The following is a 15,623-nucleotide window of genomic DNA, read 5'->3' on the forward strand; positions in this document are numbered from 1 at the left end:
GGTTTGCCTGCCCAGGTGCCGCAAGGCCTCCACGACCTGACTCAGCAGCAAACGACCCAGGCCATGGCCTTCGTCTTCCGGTAGCAAAGCCAGCATCATGATTTCGCCTGTGCTTCTGTCAGCAAAGCAGTAACCGGCCATGCGTGTGCCAGCCCAGGCGATCAGGCCAATCAGTTCTCCGCTTTCGACACCTGCCCGCCAACTTGCTTCCGTGATGCCCTGCATGTCACTTACGGTTTTCCGGAGCGTCCCACTGATAGCCAGGCCCTGAGGGCGGGTTCGATCAATGAATTCAATGCCTGTTTGGATGCGCCATCACGTGCCTGGAATGAAATGGCCTGCATTACGCCGTGCAGAAACATTGCCATTTGCTCTGTGTCGGTATCGGGGTCAAGCTCGCCTTCTGCCTGGCCACGTTTGAGCCGGGTGTTGATGAGTTCGCGGGTTTGGCGGCGTGCGTCTAACAGGTGCTGTCTGGCGATAGTATTGTCCGGCAGATCATCGACGGCGCCGAGGACAAGCAGATAGCCACCAGGCCGCCGGGAAAGGGCAACTTCTATACTGCCCTCGAGCATGCCCTGGAGTCCCAGGCGCAAATCCGGTGCGTTTTCCAGGGCCAGCATGGGGGGATTTGCCCACAGTGGTCGACGGCTTCGCAGAATGCGGCGGCTTTCGAGCCGAATGCCGCGTAGAAGCTGGGCGGTGCGATGCCGGCGGCTGCCGTCAGTTCCACCAGTGTGGCAGCCTTCTATGCGCAACTGCGCACCCAGATCAGTTCCGAGCGTTTCGAGCTGAAAGACACCCTGGCGCAGGGGACGCGGGTGCTGGGCATTGGTGAGTTGGCGTCCCGAGTGAAGCGCACAGGAAAACTGATCGAGTCGGAATTCATTTTCGATTTCACGGTCGAGCGTGGCCTCATTACGCGCGTGCGTCTCTTTGAGGATAGCCATGCAGTCGCGCAGGCATGCCGCTGATTCCTGTTGTGTGACGTAGCGCTTGTACGCTGCCGAACGCTGGACGGGCAAAGAAAAAGCCCTTTGCAGTGGCTGCAAAGGGCTTTTCGAATTTGGCTCCCCGACCTGGGCTCGAACCAGGGACCTGCGGATTAACAGTCCGTCGCTCTACCGACTGAGCTATCGGGGAATTGAAGAAAAGGATATTAGCACGACTCTCGTTTTTTTGCCAGGTGTGAGCCGTTTTTTTTGATCCCATCCATCTGATGGTACGCCATTGCTGGCGGGGAGGGCACGGCGTGGTGGGCGATGCCTTGCCCTCCGCTGAATGGTGCCGCGTTTCTCATTGATAGGGGGCAAAGAAAAAGCCCTTTGCAGTGGCTGCAAAGGGCTTTTCGAATTTGGCTCCCCGACCTGGGCTCGAACCAGGGACCTGCGGATTAACAGTCCGTCGCTCTACCGACTGAGCTATCGGGGAATTGAGAAAAAGATAATAGCATGCTTTTTTTATAAAGTGCAAGTCGCGTTCGCCCCAACAGTAGAAAATTCGTGCTGGTGACATAATGGAAGCCCTTTATGCTGCAATGCAGCGAAGCGTGGGCGACTATGTACCAGCTATATATTGCCAACAAAAATTATTCCTCCTGGTCTCTGCGGCCGTGGCTGCTGATGCGCGAGTTGCGCATCCCGTTCGAAGAGCGGCAGGCGCCGTTTTCCGGCGTTCACAGCTATGATGCGTTCCGCGTTTTTTCACCGACGGGGAAGGTGCCCTGCCTGGTGGATGACGATCTGGTTGTTTGGGATTCGATGGGGATTATTGAATTCCTGGCGGAGCGCCATCCGGATGTCTGGCCGCATGGGCTGGAAGCTCGCACCTGGGCCCGCTGCGCTGCTGCCGAGATGCACGCGGAGTTCGTTGCAATGAAGGAAGCCTGCCCGTTCAATTGCGGCATCAAAGTGCGTTTGGGGCAGATGGGCGAAGGCCTGGAGCAGGATCTGGCGCGTATCACAGAGTTGTGGTGCGAGGGCTTGGACCGCTTTGGGGGGCCGTTCCTGGCCGGGCCCCGCTTCGGTGCGGTGGATGCCTGCTATGCACCGCTGGCATTCAGCCTGCAGACTTACGGATTGAGCCTGCGTTCGGCACGGGCGGATGAGTATGCGGCCCGTTTGCGGGCGCTGGCGTCGATGCGGATCTGGTATGTGGAGGCGCTTTCCGAGACCTTGAGGGAGTCCGCCCACGAAGAGCGCGCCCGTCAGGCGGGCGAATGGCTGTCGGATCAGCGTGCCACGCGCAGCTTGCTGGCACCGGGCTGATGTTTGCCGCCGCTTGCCTTGGGGCAGCCCTGCCAACGGCTGATTTGCCAGTCATGCAGGCAGACGTTCTGATTAGTACGCAGCACGCGCATGAATGGCCTGGCGTTTCCGGTTCTCGCTTGAATGAGACACGATTTTTGACGCTTCTTGATTCGGGCTGGGCGAGTGTGGTGGGTTCAAGCGGCTACGATGGGTCTATCGCCGTGCTTTCTGGCGTACTGGATGTGGCCGGCAGGGTTCTGTCTGTCGCATTGTCCTGGCATTCAAGGAGAAATCAGCATGAAAAAATCATTCCGTCTGGCCCTGGGTCTGGCTGCCGCGCTGGCATTCGCATCGGGTGCCGCGCAGGCGCAATTGCTCGATAGCGTGAAGGGCGCCTTGGGTGGTTCTTCGTCCGGCTCCGCGCAAGAGGCGCCGGCGGCGTCTTCCGGTGGCAGCGGGCTGTCCGGGCTGGGCAATCTGGGGTCCGTCGGCAATCTGGCCGGAGATGCCGCCGGTTTGGGCCTGCCTTCGCTGGCGTCTGCCGGTACGGGCAATGTGGCCGGCCTGCTGCAGTTCTGCGTCAAGAATAACTATCTGTCCGGCAATGCCGTCGAAAATGTCCAGGAGAAACTGCTGGGTTCGCTTGGGGGGCAGAAGAAAGCCGAGAGCAATCCGGATTTCCTGAGCGGCCTGCAAGGCAAGGTGCTGGGTAGTGATGGCAGCGTTGATCTTAGCGGTGGCGGTTTCAAGGAAGAGCTGACCCGAAAGGCGTGCGATCAGGTGCTGGAACATGCTGGTTCGCTGATCTGAAACACGTATTCTGGCGTTTTCATGGTGCCAGAATACAGAGTTTCGGTTTCAAGTCTTTGGTGCCGATGGCATAAGGCTTGAAACCGTACGCGAGACACGCGCGCAGCGGGTTATCGCAGGAACAATCCAAGAATCCTGTCTCCCGTGGTAGGCCCCTATGCCGCTTGGGCCGACGCCGCCAAAAGGCAGGTCTTCCTGCGCGTAGTGCGTGAGCGATCCATTGACCGTGACATTGCCAGAGGTCGTGCGCGACAGTACTTTGCGCCGATCGTCGTCGTCATGGCCAAAGTAATAGAGGGCAAGAGGGCGCGGATGTGAATTGACATAAGCGATTGCCTCATCGAGCGAATGGTAGGTCTTGATTGGCAGGACCGGTCCGAATATCTCTTCCTGCATGATTTTCATGTCATCGGTCACGTTCAGAATGAAGGTCGGTGCTAGCGTGTGTGCGCTGGCTGCTTTCATGACTGCGCGGCCAACTGCCGTGCTGCCGGTAAACACCTGGTGATCGAATGGCAGCGCCGAAAAGGCAGCACCCGTTCGTGCATCGCCTTGTATTACTGCCATTTGCTCTTCCGAAAAAATGTCAGCCAGTAGCCTGGCCAGCGCCACGCGGCGGCGCGTCGGCCACATGGCGGCGCAGGTGCTTGTGTAGATAGTCGATTCCCATGATGAGCGTCATCAACTTCATGATGGCAGTCTCGTATCGAGAGCGATGCCCGAAATCGCTGCTGATCGCCGTGGTGATCTCGTCCTTGTTGGCCAGGATGGCGCTGCGCAGCTTTGTCAGGTCGGCTCGGCGACGTTCCAGTGATGAGGCATGGTCACGCAGGAAGGCTGTGCGCTGCCGCATGAGGGTACGTTCGAGCTGAAGGGCATCGTCATTTTTATTCATGGCGGATTCTTATGTTGACAGTGACAACATTGTGGGGCCTATGCGCTTGAAAGTGACTTGTGTCAACATCGAGTTGTCAGGAGATAGCTATCAAGGAAACCAATGTCGAACATTGTCGATCGTCCTTATCACCACGGAGATCTGAAGCGTGCGCTGATTGACACCGCCATGGCGATGTTGCATGAGGACAAAAATTGGCAATTCACCCTGCGTGAGGTGGCGCGTCGAGCGCAAGTCAGTCATGCCGCGCCCTACACGCATTTTGCGGATAAAGCCGCGTTGCTGAAAGAGGTCTCGCGCATCGGTTTCGATCAGTTGCGGGCGGCCCTGGCTCGTGCGACCGATGCCGGAGAGGCCTCTTTGCGTGTAGCGATTTTCGCGATGGCACAAGGCTATATTTGTTTTGCCACCACTAACCCAGGCCTGTACCGTCTGATGTTCAGTGCGGATGCCGGCTCCGGGACGGAGATTCATTTGAGCGAGCGGGCGCTTTCCACGCTGGGCGTTTTGGTGGATTTACTGGAGCGCGGCCAGGCCGACGGGCAATTGCGTCCAGGCGACGTACGCGCCCAGGTGGCGGCATGCTGGGCGATGGTGCATGGCTTGGCCTTGCTCAGTATGGATGGGCTGCTTTTGCCTGAGAAAGTTGGACCCCATGCGCTGGAAGGTGCGCTGACGGTCCTGTTTGATGGGCTGGGGAATGTCTAGGCCAGTCATGCCTGCAGTGCCCTGGGGCGTGGCAGGCCGCAGGCAGAAGCCGGAGCGTGTTGCGCCGCCGCCGTCCATGCAGGAGCATGCACGGCGGTAGGTGGGTTCAGTGCCAGCGGCGCGCGCGGTAATGATTGGCGAGCATGAGCAGCAGCACGCCGCCTACCAGCGGAAAGACCAGCAGGTTGAGGCTGTCCCATCCGGAGGTGCTGAGCAACTGGCCGGACGAGAACGACGCAATGGCGACCACGCCGAACATAATGAAGTCGTTGGCGGCCTGGACTTTGGCGCGTTCCGCATGGGTATGCGTGGCGGTGATCATGTCGGTGGCGCCGATGAAACTGAAATTCCAGCCTACGCCCAGCAGTACCAGCGCCAGCCAGAAGTGAGACACGCTCATGCCGTTGAGGGCCGTGGCTGCAGAAGCGCCAATCAGGATCAGCCCCAGTGCGGCGATGTTGACGCTGCCGAAGCGCTGTATCAATTTACCTGTGAAGAAGCTGGGGCCAAACATGGCCAGGATATGCCACTGGATGCCCAGCGAAGCATCTTTCAGGGAATGGTCGTGACCGACCATCGCCATGGGCGCGGCCGTCATCAGGAAGCTCATCAGGCCGTAGGAGGCGACACCTGTGGCGATGGCAGTAATGAATGGCAGCGAGCTGGCGATTTCGCGCAGCGGCCTGGCGGCTGGCGCGTCCTCGGTCGGGTGGATTTTGTTTTTTTCCGGGGCCCGCAATATGGCGAGCAGGGGCAGCGCCAACAGGGCCAATACCGATTGGCCGATGAAGCTGGCGGCAAAAGGGGTGTCAGGCCAGATGTCACGGGTCAGGATGACGATCTGCGGGCCGATGATGGCCGCGGCCAGGCCGCCTACCATGATCCATGAAATGGCGCGCGGACGTTGGATGGCATCGAGTCCGTCGGTGGCGGCAAAACGGTAGCTTTGCACGTAGGCGCTATAGAGTCCGGCAATGATGGTGCCCAGGCAGAATAGCGCGAACCAGCCGGACAGAATGGCATAGGCGGCAAGCAGTCCGCTGATGATGCCCATGCAGGCGCCGATGAGGTAGGCATTCCTGCGGCCCAATCGGTGCATCAGGTAGGCGGCGGGCAATGTGCCGAGCGCCAGTCCCGCCTGGAAAGTGCTGACGGGCAGCGTGGCGAGCGCCGGGTTGGCGGAGAGGTTCTGGCCGACTAATCCTCCCAGTGAAATGATGATGGCGGGGCTGGCGGCGCCCAGCGCCTGGGCGCCGGTAAGCACGGCGACATTGCGCTGACGAGTCGGAGAAAGTGTGGCGGGCATGGGAAATGGGATGGGATAAATTTATAAATAAATTATATATTGAAATATATATTGTTATGGGTTTGCTTATGTGCCATCCGATGAAAGATAGCCGATTTGCGTGCGCGGCAGGAAGCCATGGAATACGCGTGGCGTACTGGTTTGGGTGGGAGCGGATGGGGCGCGTGGGAGGCGTTGCCAGGCTAGGTGGCAGCGTTGGGCGGGGCGGTGCTCGCGGCCGGCATGTGGCGGACGTCCGAGCTATGCCTGAAGAGAAAGGCCTGGCATGTGGATGGCAGGCATGCTGCAGCTCAGGGGCAGGCGCCGAGACGCCGCCCTCTGGTGTCCCGCAGCAGAGTTGCTGCGGGCGATGGTGAGTCGCATATCCCGATAGATGTGGGCTGCGATAGTGGGTCTTAAGTGATGGGACTCAGAGGATGCGGGCGGCTTCGTCGAAGGGCAAGCGGGGGCCGCGCGGGAAGCCCGCACCAGGAGCGGCATAGCCGAGGTTGACCAGGAAGTTGCTTTTCCATTTGCCGTCGGGGAAGAATTCGGCGTCCAGCTTGGCTGCATCGAAGCCGCTCATGGCGCCGACCGACAGGCCCAGGGCGCGGGCGGCGATGATCAGATAGGCGCCTTGCAGCGAGCTGTTGCGGAAAGCCGTCGGGTCGAGCAGGCCGGGATTGTTGATGAACAGGCTGCGCGCGTCGTAGCCGGGGAACTGGGTCGGCAGTTGTTCGTGGAACGCGGAGTCCTGGGCGATGATGACGGTGACCGGTGCGGCCAGCGTCTTGTCCAGGTTGCCTGCGGCCAGCGCTGGCGCGAGACGTTGCTTGGCTTCCTGGCTGCGTACGAAGACATAGCGGCCGGGCTGCGCGTTGAACGCGGTGGGGCCCCACTTCAGCAGTTCATAAAGCTGGTGCAGGGTGTCGTCAGTGACGGGCTGGCTGGTGAACTGATGGATGCTGTGCGCATCAGTGAACAATTGCGCGATGGCATCCTGCGGCAGAGGTGTGCTCATGGAGAGTGTGTCCTGTCTCGATCTGTGTGATGAGGAAATGCGTTTTTATTGTATCTGGGCGGTGTGTTTCCGATAGGGTGTTAGCTTATTACCGCAAGGGAAATAGAAACGGTTTTGAAGGCGCCTGCAACAGCTGTTGGGCGTTGGATGAATGGGTTGCACACAGCTTGAGGCATTGCCGTTATAATTCGCCCATAGAAAGCAGGGTTTCTGTATGCGCCGCTTGCCGGTAGCTGCGTCCATCGGACGCCGCCGGCGGTGTATCCATGCATCGTCCTGCTGTTTTCCAGGCGCCGCCCCTGAGCAGTTTCAGCAGGGTTCTTGACGGGTCTGGATTCCGGTAATTGAAAGTAGCAACTACTCCGACATCTGCCTTAACGGCAGAATGGAAGTGGTCTGCACCTGCCGATAGATAAAGTTTTGCGTCCAGGTTTGTGCCGTTCTTCCCCGTCCTGCGGGGAGGTTGCGACGGTACATGCGTTGCCTTACGCATTGGGATTTCATGAACGACGACGAGGCTGTAGTAGTGCTCGAGGCGGCGCTGTTATGCGCAGAGGCGCCTATGTCGCTTGCTGAATTGCGCAAGCTATTCGGTGCGCCATTGGTCGAGAGTGCCCAGGTGCGTGCCTGGCTGGAGCATTTGCAGGTGCGTTGGGAGGGGCGGGGTCTGGTCCTGACGGAGCTGGCTTCGGGTTGGCGCTTCCAGTCCACGCCGGCGATGCAGCCTTTCCTTGAGCGGCTGAACCCCGAGCGTTCGCCCCGGTACTCGCGGGCCGTGATGGAAACCCTGGCCATCATTGCATGGCGCCAGCCAGTCACCCGGGGTGATATTGAAGATATTCGCGGCGTGACGGTGTCGACGCAGATTATCCGGGTGCTGGAAGAACGCGGCTGGATAGAGGTCGTGGGTCATCGTGAGGCGCCGGGGCGGCCAGCACTGCTGGCGACCACGCGGCAGTTTCTGGACGATCTTGGCCTGCGTGCGCTGGACGAATTGCCGGATCTGCGTGCGCTGGATGATGCCGAACTGGCTGCCATAGGGCAAGGTTTGCTGGACGCGGCGCCGGAAGCGGCGGGCAGCGTGGAAATGGCTGAAGCAGGACAGCAGGACGATGTGCCCAGCCAGGCTGTTGGCGCATCGGAAACCGGAGATCCCGGTTTGCCGGCAGGAATCAATTCTGCGCATCAGGCAGAAGCTGATGGCATGAGCCGTGCGCAAGCTGCCGGCCAGTTGCCCCTGCAGCACGAAATGGAAATGCATGAGGCGCCCGAAGCAACGGGCGTCGCCGAAGCGGATGGCGCTGCAACAGCAGCCGATGCCGCCGGGGCTGACAATAAACAAGATAATTGAAATACGGAGTTTGGGTCGATATGGACAATGACTTGCAGCAGGACGGCGTGGTAGCCGAAGCCGGGTCTGGCGATGCGCCCGAAGGCGTGGCGCGTACTCGGGGGCGAAAATTGCGCACGCCGTTCCGCCGTCGCCGCACGGATAAGGGGGCGTCCTCGCAGCCTGGTGAGGGTGCCGAAAGTGCTGAGGGCGGCGTGACTGCAGTTGCTCAGGACGGCACGGCTGCGCCCGCTGCAGAGGGGGGTGCTCCTGCTGCCCCGCGCCGCCAGCCTCGGGCCCGCTCGGCGGGCAAGGGTGGGGCAGCCCGCTCGAAGGCGGGGGCTCAGGCGGCGCCGGCGGAAGGCAAGGCAGTGGTTGCCGGCACTGAAAAAGAAGCCCAGGAAGCGCTGGCCTATCTGGAGAGCTCTGCGCAGACGGCTCAACGGCTGGGCAAGTTCATGTCCAGCGATGCCGTGATGCCCAAGCTGCACAAGGTGCTGGCGGATGCGGGCATCGGTTCTCGCCGCGACATGGAAGAGTTGATCGTTGCCGGCCGTGTGTCCGTCAATGGCGAGCCGGCGCACATCGGCCAGCGCGTCAAGCCTGATGACCTGGTGCGTGTGAATGGCAAGCCGATCACGCGCCCCAACGCCAAGAAGCCGCCGCGCGTCATCCTGTATCACAAGCCCGCAGGGGAAATCGTCAGTCATGATGATCCGGCTGGCCGCGCCAATGTGTTCGCGCGCCTGCCCAAAATGAAGGTCGGCAAATGGCTGTCCGTTGGTCGCCTGGACCTGAATACCGAAGGGCTGCTGATTCTGACGACTTCCGGCGATATGGCCAATCGCCTGATGCACCCCCGCTATGGTGCGGAACGTGAATATGCGGTGCGTGTCCTTGGTGATCTGGGCGACGATCAGCGCCAGGCGCTGCTTGATGGGGTTGAGCTCGAGGATGGGCGTGCCGCATTCAACAGCCTTGAATTCATCGGTGGAGAAGGCAGCAATCGCTGGTATCGCGTCACCCTCAACGAGGGCCGTAATCGCGAAGTGCGGCGCATGTTCGAGCAGGCCGGCGTGACCGTCAGCCGGCTGATCCGCACCCGCTTCGGTGATGTCGTGCTCCCGCGCAATCTGAAGCGTGGTCGCTGGGAAGAGCTGGATGCGCAGGTCGTGACGGCCTTGCTGGTCAGTATGGGGCTGCTGCGCGATGAAGAAGGAACGGGCAAGGGGCGGCGCCCCGCCCAGCCTCTGTCGCATGACAGTGCGCTGCCGCCGGGATTCGGCACGATGGAGCGCAATGGCATGAGCGGCGCACGGGTAGGCAAGCGCGGCAAGTTGCAGGGTGGCCGCAAGGATGGCAGCCTGGATCCGTTTACGTCGGGTTTGATGATTTCCGGTGGTTATGCCAATGGGCATCCGCTGGCCGGGCAATCTCAAGGTGCTGGCAAGCCCAAGGGGGGTGCCGGTCGCGTGGCCAAGCCGGGTGGCCGGGCCGGCAAGCCGGCGCAGGGGCAAGGTCAGGGGCGTGGCCCGCGTGCTGCCGCTGAGGGGGATGCCGTGGCGACCCAGTCTCAGCAACCGCGTCGCCGCGCAGGTGCCGGCGGCAAGCCGGCCGCCAAACAGGCAGCCAAGTCGGGGACAGGCGCCGCACCGCGCCAGCAGAAGGCCGCCAAGCCGCAGTCCCAGGGCCGCAAGCCGCAAGGCCGCGCCCGCGACAAGGGTGATGATTGGCAGCCCAAGGGGCCGGCGGCGCACGAGTCGCGCCTGGGCTTCCTGTCCGGCGGCCGCGAAGGGCGCTAAGCATTTCCGCGGCCCGTGGCGGGAGTGCCTGATGATGTTGCAGGCGCCTGCCCATGGCAGGCAGGTGTCTTGCGGCGGGCCGTAGCGTTCATGCTTTCGCGGTGGATGGCATCTTGCTGCTGCAGGCCGCCGGATTCTGTGGTTTTGGTACATCGAACGCCTACTTTAGGCGTTCAGTGGCGATTTCTGCTAAAATCCACTGTTTTCATGGTCTTGTCGGATTTTGTCTGCGCTGCATTGGTTGGCGTGGCAGACGGCAGGCGCCATGCGCAGGAGCAGCGCCGGTCGTCGGCGTGCATCCGGCCTTCAGGCTGGCGCGCCGCTGCCGGCTCCAGGTAATTCCTGGTCGCTCTCAACGGCAATGATGGTGCCTGGCACAGGCGCAACATATGGGCTGGGCGATCACAGCCCATTTTTTTTGAATATGGCAGATTTATACGCATTGACGGAAGCTGCCCTGGCGGGCATGGGTGTCGAATTGGTCGACGTCGAACGTGCCGCCCAGGGGTTGCTGCGAGTAACCATTGACCGCGAAGGCGGTGTGACCCTGGAAGACTGCGAGCAGGTATCCAGGCAGCTTTCGCGCGTTTTCGAGGTCGAGAACATCGACTACCAGCGGCTGGAGGTCAGTTCTCCCGGCGTCGACCGGCCGTTGCGCCGTGAGGCGGATTTCGTCCGTTTTGCGGGCGAGCGGGTCGAAATCAAACTGCGCGAGCCGCTGGAGAACCGCAAGGTGTTTTCTGGCGTGTTGCGAGTGGCCGAAGCCGAGGGCGGCGACGCCGCCGGGTTTGAGCTGGAATTTGAGGCAAAGAAGGGCGAGGTTCAGGTCTTGAAGTTCGTGTTCGACGACGTCGAGCGCGCCAAGCTGGATCCGCTTCTGAATTTCAAGGGCAAAAAGCGATGAGTCGCGAAATTCTTTTGTTGGTCGATGCGCTGGCGCGTGAAAAGAACGTGGCCCGTGAAGTGGTCTTCGAAGCCGTCGAGGGCGCCTTGGCCTCGGCCATGAAGAAACGTTTCAAGGACGACGCGGACATCCGCGTGTCGATTGATCGTACGACGGGCGAGCACGAAGGCTTCCGCCGGTGGCTGGTTGTGCCCGACGAGGCCGGCCTGCAGGCACCGGATCGCGAAGAACTGCTGTCCGACGCGGAAGAGGCCGTGCCTGGCATTCAGGTGGGCGAGTACATCGAAGAGCCGCTCGAGCCGGTCGAGTTCGGGCGCATCGGCGCCCAGGCAGCCAAGCAGGCTATTCTGCAGAAGATCCGCGACGCAGAGCGCGAACAGGTGCTCAATGACTTCCTAGAGCGCGGTGAAAGCATCGTGTCCGGCGCGGTCAAGCGTATGGACAAGGGTGATTGCATCATCGACCTGGGCCGTATTGAGGCGCGCCTGCCGCGCTCCGAGATGATCCCCAAGGAAAACCTGCGCATCGGCGACCGCGTGCGTGCCTATGTGAAGACGGTGGATCATGCTGCACGTGGCCAGCAGGTCATTCTGTCGCGCACGTCGCCCGAATTCATCAAGGAACTGTTCGAGAATGAAGTGCCCGAAATCGAACAGGGCCTGCTGGAAATCAAGGCGGCCGCGCGTGACGCCGGCATGCGTGCCAAGATTGCGGTGGTCGCCTATGACAAGCGCATCGACCCCATCGGTACCTGCGTTGGCATGCGCGGTTCGCGCGTGACCGCCGTGCGCAACGAGCTGGGCGGAGAACAGGTCGACATCGTGTTGTGGTCGGAAGATCCGGCGCAGTTCGTCATCGGTGCCCTGGCGCCGGCCAATGTCGAATCCATTGTGGTCGATGAAGACCGCCATGCCATGGATGTCGTGGTGGACGAAGAAAACCTGCCCAAGGCCATCGGCGCCAAGGGCCAGAACGTGCGTCTGGCCTCCGAGCTGACCGGCTGGCAGATCAATATCATGACGCCGCAGGAAAGCCAGGACCGTGCCGAGACCGAACGTGCGGCCTGGCGTGAGATCTTCATGGGCAAGCTGGATGTGGATGAGGAAATCGCCAACATCCTGATCGACGAAGGCTTTACCGGCCTCGAGGAAGTGGCCTATGTGCCCATCCACGAGCTGCTGGAAATTGAGGCCTTCGACGAAGATACCGTCAACGAATTGCGTGCCCGTGCCCGCAATGCGCTGCAAGAAGAAGCCGAGCGCAACGCCAGCCAGGAGCCGGATCTGGCCCTGGACACGCTGGAAGGCGTGACGCCGGAACTGTTGGCAGTTCTGGGTGCGCATGGTGTGAAGGACCGCGATGATCTTGCGGAACTGGCGACCGACGAATTGGCCGAACTGGCCGGTATCGACGCCGAGACCGCCAGCGAGCTGATCATGCGCGCCCGGGCCCACTGGTTCAATGATGAGGGCAGCGCGTCTGCTGATTGACGCGTGTCTGCTGTCATGAGCCATAGATAGAATAGAAGTCATCAGGTTGAGAGAGAGCCGAATGTCGAGTAATACCGTCGCCCAGTTCGCTAGTGAGCTGAAAATATCTGCAACTGTGCTGCTTGAGCAGTTCAGGGGAGCAGGTGTTGACCTCAAATCGGTAGACGATGCCGTCACTGATAGCGATAAGGCGAAGCGGTCGGATTGGATGCGCCGCAAGGAAGGTTCTGCGGAGGGGGGGCGGAAAATCACGCTGACCCGTCGGCAGACTTCCGAAATCCGCCAGGCCGATGCCAGCGGACGTTCGCGCACGATTTCCGTGGAAGTCCGCAAGAAGCGGGTTTTCGTGAAGCGCGATACGCTGGATACGTCGGCGGCGCCTGCCGAAGCGGCAGTTGCTCCCACACCGGTAGTCGCGCCGGAATCGGCTGCTCCCGCACCTGTCGTGGCGGCCAAGCCTGACGCTGCTCCGGTCCAGGCCGCACCGGTTGATACGCCGGTGGCTGAGTCCGTGGCTCAACCTGAAGTCCAGACGCCGGCGCAGGCGCCCGAACCCGTTGCGGTGGAAGCCGCACCGGCGGCGCCCGAAGTCGTCAAGCAACCCGAGGTGCCGGCCGAGCCCGCGCCCGTGGTTGAAAGTGCCGCTGCCGAGCCCGCAGCGGTAGTTCCAGAAGAGAAACAGGAACCGGAAGCTCCTTTGAATAAGATTGTTGCGCCGTCCGTCGCGGATCGCGGCGAGACCCAGTCGTCCAGGCAAGATCATGAAGCCGGCCGCGCTGCTGCGCCCCAGGCACGGCAGGAAAACAAGAAACCTGCAGCGGCTGCACAGCCTGCTGCGGGCCGTCCTGCCGCGCCTGCGGCAGGCGCTCCGGCCGGTGCCCGCAAGCCCGCGCTCAGCCCGTTGCGCAATCTGCGCCGTGGCGAGCCGCCTGCTTCCGCACCGCGTGCCGCTGCAACTGAAAACGAAGGTGGCAATTCCGATCGCGAAGCGGCTCGCCGCCGCGCCGAAGCGGAAGCTGCCGCCCTGCGCGAGATGCTGAACCGTCCGCGCAAGGTGTTGCGTGCGCCGGAACCGGAAACGAAGCCGGCGACGACGCTGCACAAGCCTGCTGCTGGCAAGGGCAAGGAAAAGGACAAGGCCGCCAAGGAAGAAACCGGTGGCAAGAAGGTCGTCAAGGCAGCCGAGCTGTCTTCGTCCTGGTCCGATGAAAGCGCCCGCAAGAAGCCGGCCGACAAGGCCGCTCCCGGCGCCCGCGAAGGCTGGCGTGCCGGTGGCAAGGCAGGCAAGGGCAGCAAGGGTGGCAAGGGCGGCCGTCGTGGTCAGGGTGACCGCAATTCGGCGCAGCAGCCCGCTCAGGCAGAATTCATTTCGCGTGAAGTCCACGTGCCGGAAACCATCACTGTGGCCGACCTGGCCCACAAGATGGCCGTGAAGGCAGCCGAGGTCATCAAGCAATTGATGAAGCTGGGCCAGATGGTGACGATCAACCAGGTGCTGGATCAGGAAACCGCGATGATCGTGGTCGAAGAGCTCGGCCACAAGGCAATCGCCGCCAAGCTGGATGATCCGGAAGCCTTCCTGATCGACCAGGAAGCGGAACAATCCGAAGTGATCGAGCTGCCGCGTGCGCCGGTCGTGACCGTCATGGGCCACGTCGACCACGGCAAGACCTCGCTGCTGGATTACATCCGCCGCACCAAGGTTGCCACTGGCGAAGCCGGCGGCATCACCCAGCATATCGGCGCGTACAGCGTGGATACGGAACGTGGCATGGTGACCTTCCTGGACACCCCGGGCCACGAAGCCTTTACCGCAATGCGTGCCCGTGGCGCCAAGGCCACTGACATCGTCATCCTGGTGGTGGCGGCGGACGACGGCGTGATGCCGCAGACCCGCGAAGCCATTCACCACGCCAAGGCGGCGGGCGTGCCCATCGTCGTGGCGATCAACAAGGTCGACAAACCCGAAGCCAACCCCGAGCGCGTCAAGCAGGAGTTGGTGGCAGAGGAAGTCGTGCCGGAAGAATACGGCGGCGATATCCCGTTCGTGCCTGTGTCTGCCAAGACCGGCCAGGGCATCGACGACCTGCTGGAAAACGTGCTGCTGCAGGCAGAAATGCTGGAGCTCAAGGCGCCGGTCGATGCACCGGCCAAGGGCCTGGTCATCGAAGCCCGCCTGGACAAGGGCCGTGGCGCCGTGGCAACCATCCTGGTGCTGAGCGGCACCCTGCATCGTGGTGACGCCGTGTTGGCGGGTGCCAGCTACGGCCGTGTCCGCGCCATGCTCGATGATACGGGCAAGCCGACCAACTCGGCCGGTCCCGCCATCCCGGTGGAAATCCAGGGCCTGACCGAAGTTCCTGCCGCTGGCGATGAACTGATGGTGCTGAACGACGAGCGCAAGGCGCGTGAAATCGCGCTGTTCCGCCAAGGCAAGTTCCGTGACGTCAAACTGGCGCGTCAGCAGGCTGCCAAGCTGGAATCCATGTTCGACAACATGCGCGAAGGCACGCAGACTCTGTCGCTCATCATCAAGACCGACGTGCAGGGTTCGCAGGAAGCACTGGCGCAGTCGCTGCTCAAGCTGGCAACCGACGAGGTCCGAGTGCAGGTGGTCCACGCCGGCGTGGGTGGCATCAGCGAAAGCGACATCAACCTGGCCATCGCCTCCGGCGCCGTCGTCATCGGCTTCAATGTCCGTGCCGACCAGAGCGCCAAGAAGCTGGCCGAAAGCAACGATGTGGACGTGCGCTACTACAACATCATCTACGACGCCGTGGATGAGGTGAAGGCTGCCATGTCCGGCATGCTGGCACCGGAAAAGCGCGAAGAGATCATCGGCCTGGTCGAGATCCGCGAGATCTTCAGTGTGTCGCGAGTGGGCAACATCGCCGGTTGTATGGTGCTGGAAGGCCTGGTGCGCCGCGATTCGCAAGTGCGCCTGTTGCGCCGCAACGTGGTTCAATGGACCGGCCAGCTGGATTCGCTGCGCCGCTTCAAGGACGACGTCAAGGAAGTCAAGTCTGGCTTCGATTGCGGTCTGACGCTGCGTGGTTACAACGATATTGAAGTGGGCGACCAGCTCGAAGTCTTCGAGATCAAGGAAATTGCCCGGACGCTGTAAGAACG

The 15,623-nt window shown here is 61.6% G+C and carries 15 protein-coding genes and 2 tRNA genes; 9 read left to right on the forward strand and 8 right to left on the reverse strand.

Features of this window, described 5'->3' with window-relative positions; genetic code table 11:
- On the reverse strand, positions 1-225 hold a 225-nt coding region (locus tag EV679_RS06345), incomplete at its 3' end, for a GNAT family N-acetyltransferase (RefSeq protein ID WP_130486791.1).
- A gap of 5 nt (positions 226-230) precedes the next feature.
- Positions 231-623 carry a TetR family transcriptional regulator C-terminal domain-containing protein gene (locus EV679_RS06350; protein WP_130486792.1) on the reverse strand — a complete coding sequence of 131 codons (393 nt, stop codon included), beginning with the start codon at positions 621-623 and terminating at the stop codon, positions 231-233.
- 84 nt (positions 624-707) lie between these two features.
- Between EV679_RS06350 and EV679_RS06360 the strand changes: the two genes are divergently transcribed.
- Positions 708-974, forward strand: coding sequence for a nuclear transport factor 2 family protein (locus EV679_RS06360; RefSeq protein WP_193755166.1), 267 nt, complete (start codon positions 708-710; stop codon positions 972-974).
- Between the two features lie 93 nt (positions 975-1,067).
- Here EV679_RS06360 and EV679_RS06365 read toward each other — a convergent pair.
- Both EV679_RS06365 and EV679_RS06370 read right to left on the reverse strand, forming a co-directional pair.
- Positions 1,068-1,143, reverse strand: a tRNA-Asn gene (locus EV679_RS06365).
- A gap of 212 nt (positions 1,144-1,355) precedes the next feature.
- Positions 1,356-1,431, reverse strand: a tRNA-Asn gene (locus EV679_RS06370).
- Positions 1,432-1,559: 128 nt separating this feature from the next.
- On the opposite strand from EV679_RS06370, the gene EV679_RS06375 reads away from it, so the two are divergent.
- Together EV679_RS06375 and EV679_RS06380 are read left to right on the forward strand one after the other, a co-directional pair.
- Positions 1,560-2,267 carry a glutathione S-transferase N-terminal domain-containing protein gene (locus EV679_RS06375; protein ID WP_068369470.1) on the forward strand — a complete coding sequence of 236 codons (708 nt, stop codon included), beginning with the start codon at positions 1,560-1,562 and terminating at the stop codon, positions 2,265-2,267.
- Between the two features lie 279 nt (positions 2,268-2,546).
- A complete protein-coding gene (locus EV679_RS06380) occupies positions 2,547-3,059 on the forward strand; it encodes a DUF2501 domain-containing protein (RefSeq protein WP_165389976.1) in 513 nt (170 codons plus the stop codon).
- 48 nt (positions 3,060-3,107) lie between these two features.
- Here the strand turns inward: EV679_RS06380 and EV679_RS06385 are convergent, their stop codons facing one another.
- Together EV679_RS06385 and EV679_RS17720 are read right to left on the reverse strand one after the other, a co-directional pair.
- Entirely contained in the window at positions 3,108-3,626 is a 519-nt protein-coding gene (locus EV679_RS06385) for an aldehyde dehydrogenase family protein (RefSeq protein ID WP_242611440.1), read from the reverse strand.
- A gap of 19 nt (positions 3,627-3,645) precedes the next feature.
- Positions 3,646-3,954: a hypothetical protein gene (locus EV679_RS17720; RefSeq protein ID WP_207224903.1), complete on the reverse strand. Its 309-nt coding sequence runs from the start codon at positions 3,952-3,954 to the stop codon at positions 3,646-3,648.
- Between the two features lie 102 nt (positions 3,955-4,056).
- Between EV679_RS17720 and EV679_RS06390 the strand changes: the two genes are divergently transcribed.
- Positions 4,057-4,662: a TetR/AcrR family transcriptional regulator gene (locus EV679_RS06390; protein WP_130486794.1), complete on the forward strand. Its 606-nt coding sequence runs from the start codon at positions 4,057-4,059 to the stop codon at positions 4,660-4,662.
- A gap of 106 nt (positions 4,663-4,768) precedes the next feature.
- Here the strand turns inward: EV679_RS06390 and EV679_RS06395 are convergent, their stop codons facing one another.
- Complete coding sequence (locus tag EV679_RS06395; protein WP_068369171.1) at positions 4,769-5,968, reverse strand: MFS transporter; 1,200 nt, start codon at positions 5,966-5,968, stop codon at positions 4,769-4,771.
- A gap of 409 nt (positions 5,969-6,377) precedes the next feature.
- Positions 6,378-6,968, reverse strand: coding sequence for a malonic semialdehyde reductase (locus tag EV679_RS06400; RefSeq protein WP_068369168.1), 591 nt, complete (start codon positions 6,966-6,968; stop codon positions 6,378-6,380).
- A gap of 502 nt (positions 6,969-7,470) precedes the next feature.
- Between EV679_RS06400 and scpB the strand changes: the two genes are divergently transcribed.
- From scpB to infB, 5 genes are all read left to right on the forward strand, one after another.
- Positions 7,471-8,319 carry an SMC-Scp complex subunit ScpB gene (gene scpB / locus EV679_RS06405; protein ID WP_083969492.1) on the forward strand — a complete coding sequence of 283 codons (849 nt, stop codon included), beginning with the start codon at positions 7,471-7,473 and terminating at the stop codon, positions 8,317-8,319.
- Between the two features lie 20 nt (positions 8,320-8,339).
- Entirely contained in the window at positions 8,340-10,100 is a 1,761-nt protein-coding gene (locus EV679_RS06410; protein WP_130486795.1) for a pseudouridine synthase, read from the forward strand.
- 424 nt (positions 10,101-10,524) lie between these two features.
- Entirely contained in the window at positions 10,525-11,004 is a 480-nt protein-coding gene (rimP, locus tag EV679_RS06415) for a ribosome maturation factor RimP (protein ID WP_068369469.1), read from the forward strand.
- Positions 11,001-12,494 carry a transcription termination factor NusA gene (nusA, locus tag EV679_RS06420; RefSeq protein ID WP_068369162.1) on the forward strand — a complete coding sequence of 498 codons (1,494 nt, stop codon included), beginning with the start codon at positions 11,001-11,003 and terminating at the stop codon, positions 12,492-12,494. The genes rimP and nusA overlap by 4 nt, the downstream gene beginning before the upstream one ends.
- A 61-nt stretch (positions 12,495-12,555) precedes the next feature.
- Positions 12,556-15,618 carry a translation initiation factor IF-2 gene (infB, locus tag EV679_RS06425; protein WP_130486796.1) on the forward strand — a complete coding sequence of 1,021 codons (3,063 nt, stop codon included), beginning with the start codon at positions 12,556-12,558 and terminating at the stop codon, positions 15,616-15,618.
- The last annotated feature ends 5 nt before the right edge of the window (positions 15,619-15,623 follow it).

It is taken from the genome of Kerstersia gyiorum (genome assembly GCF_004216755.1).
GTDB classification, from domain to species: Bacteria; Pseudomonadota; Gammaproteobacteria; order Burkholderiales; family Burkholderiaceae_B; genus Kerstersia; species Kerstersia gyiorum.

Excerpts from the sequence above, each read along its gene's own strand:
- EV679_RS06350 (WP_130486792.1), bottom strand. The coding sequence starts at position 623 with ATGCTGGCCCTGGAAAACGCACCGGATTTGCGCCTGGGACTCCAGGGC.
- EV679_RS06360 (WP_193755166.1), top strand. The coding sequence starts at position 708 with ATGCCGGCGGCTGCCGTCAGTTCCACCAGTGTGGCAGCCTTCTATGCG.
- EV679_RS06375 (WP_068369470.1), top strand. The coding sequence starts at position 1,560 with ATGTACCAGCTATATATTGCCAACAAAAATTATTCCTCCTGGTCTCTG.
- EV679_RS06380 (WP_165389976.1), top strand. The coding sequence starts at position 2,547 with ATGAAAAAATCATTCCGTCTGGCCCTGGGTCTGGCTGCCGCGCTGGCA.
- EV679_RS06385 (WP_242611440.1), bottom strand. The coding sequence starts at position 3,626 with ATGGCAGTAATACAAGGCGATGCACGAACGGGTGCTGCCTTTTCGGCG.
- EV679_RS17720 (WP_207224903.1), bottom strand. The coding sequence starts at position 3,954 with ATGAATAAAAATGACGATGCCCTTCAGCTCGAACGTACCCTCATGCGG.
- EV679_RS06390 (WP_130486794.1), top strand. The coding sequence starts at position 4,057 with ATGTCGAACATTGTCGATCGTCCTTATCACCACGGAGATCTGAAGCGT.
- EV679_RS06395 (WP_068369171.1), bottom strand. The coding sequence starts at position 5,968 with ATGCCCGCCACACTTTCTCCGACTCGTCAGCGCAATGTCGCCGTGCTT.
- EV679_RS06400 (WP_068369168.1), bottom strand. The coding sequence starts at position 6,968 with ATGAGCACACCTCTGCCGCAGGATGCCATCGCGCAATTGTTCACTGAT.
- scpB (WP_083969492.1), top strand. The coding sequence starts at position 7,471 with ATGAACGACGACGAGGCTGTAGTAGTGCTCGAGGCGGCGCTGTTATGC.
- EV679_RS06410 (WP_130486795.1), top strand. The coding sequence starts at position 8,340 with ATGGACAATGACTTGCAGCAGGACGGCGTGGTAGCCGAAGCCGGGTCT.
- rimP (WP_068369469.1), top strand. The coding sequence starts at position 10,525 with ATGGCAGATTTATACGCATTGACGGAAGCTGCCCTGGCGGGCATGGGT.
- nusA (WP_068369162.1), top strand. The coding sequence starts at position 11,001 with ATGAGTCGCGAAATTCTTTTGTTGGTCGATGCGCTGGCGCGTGAAAAG.
- infB (WP_130486796.1), top strand. The coding sequence starts at position 12,556 with ATGTCGAGTAATACCGTCGCCCAGTTCGCTAGTGAGCTGAAAATATCT.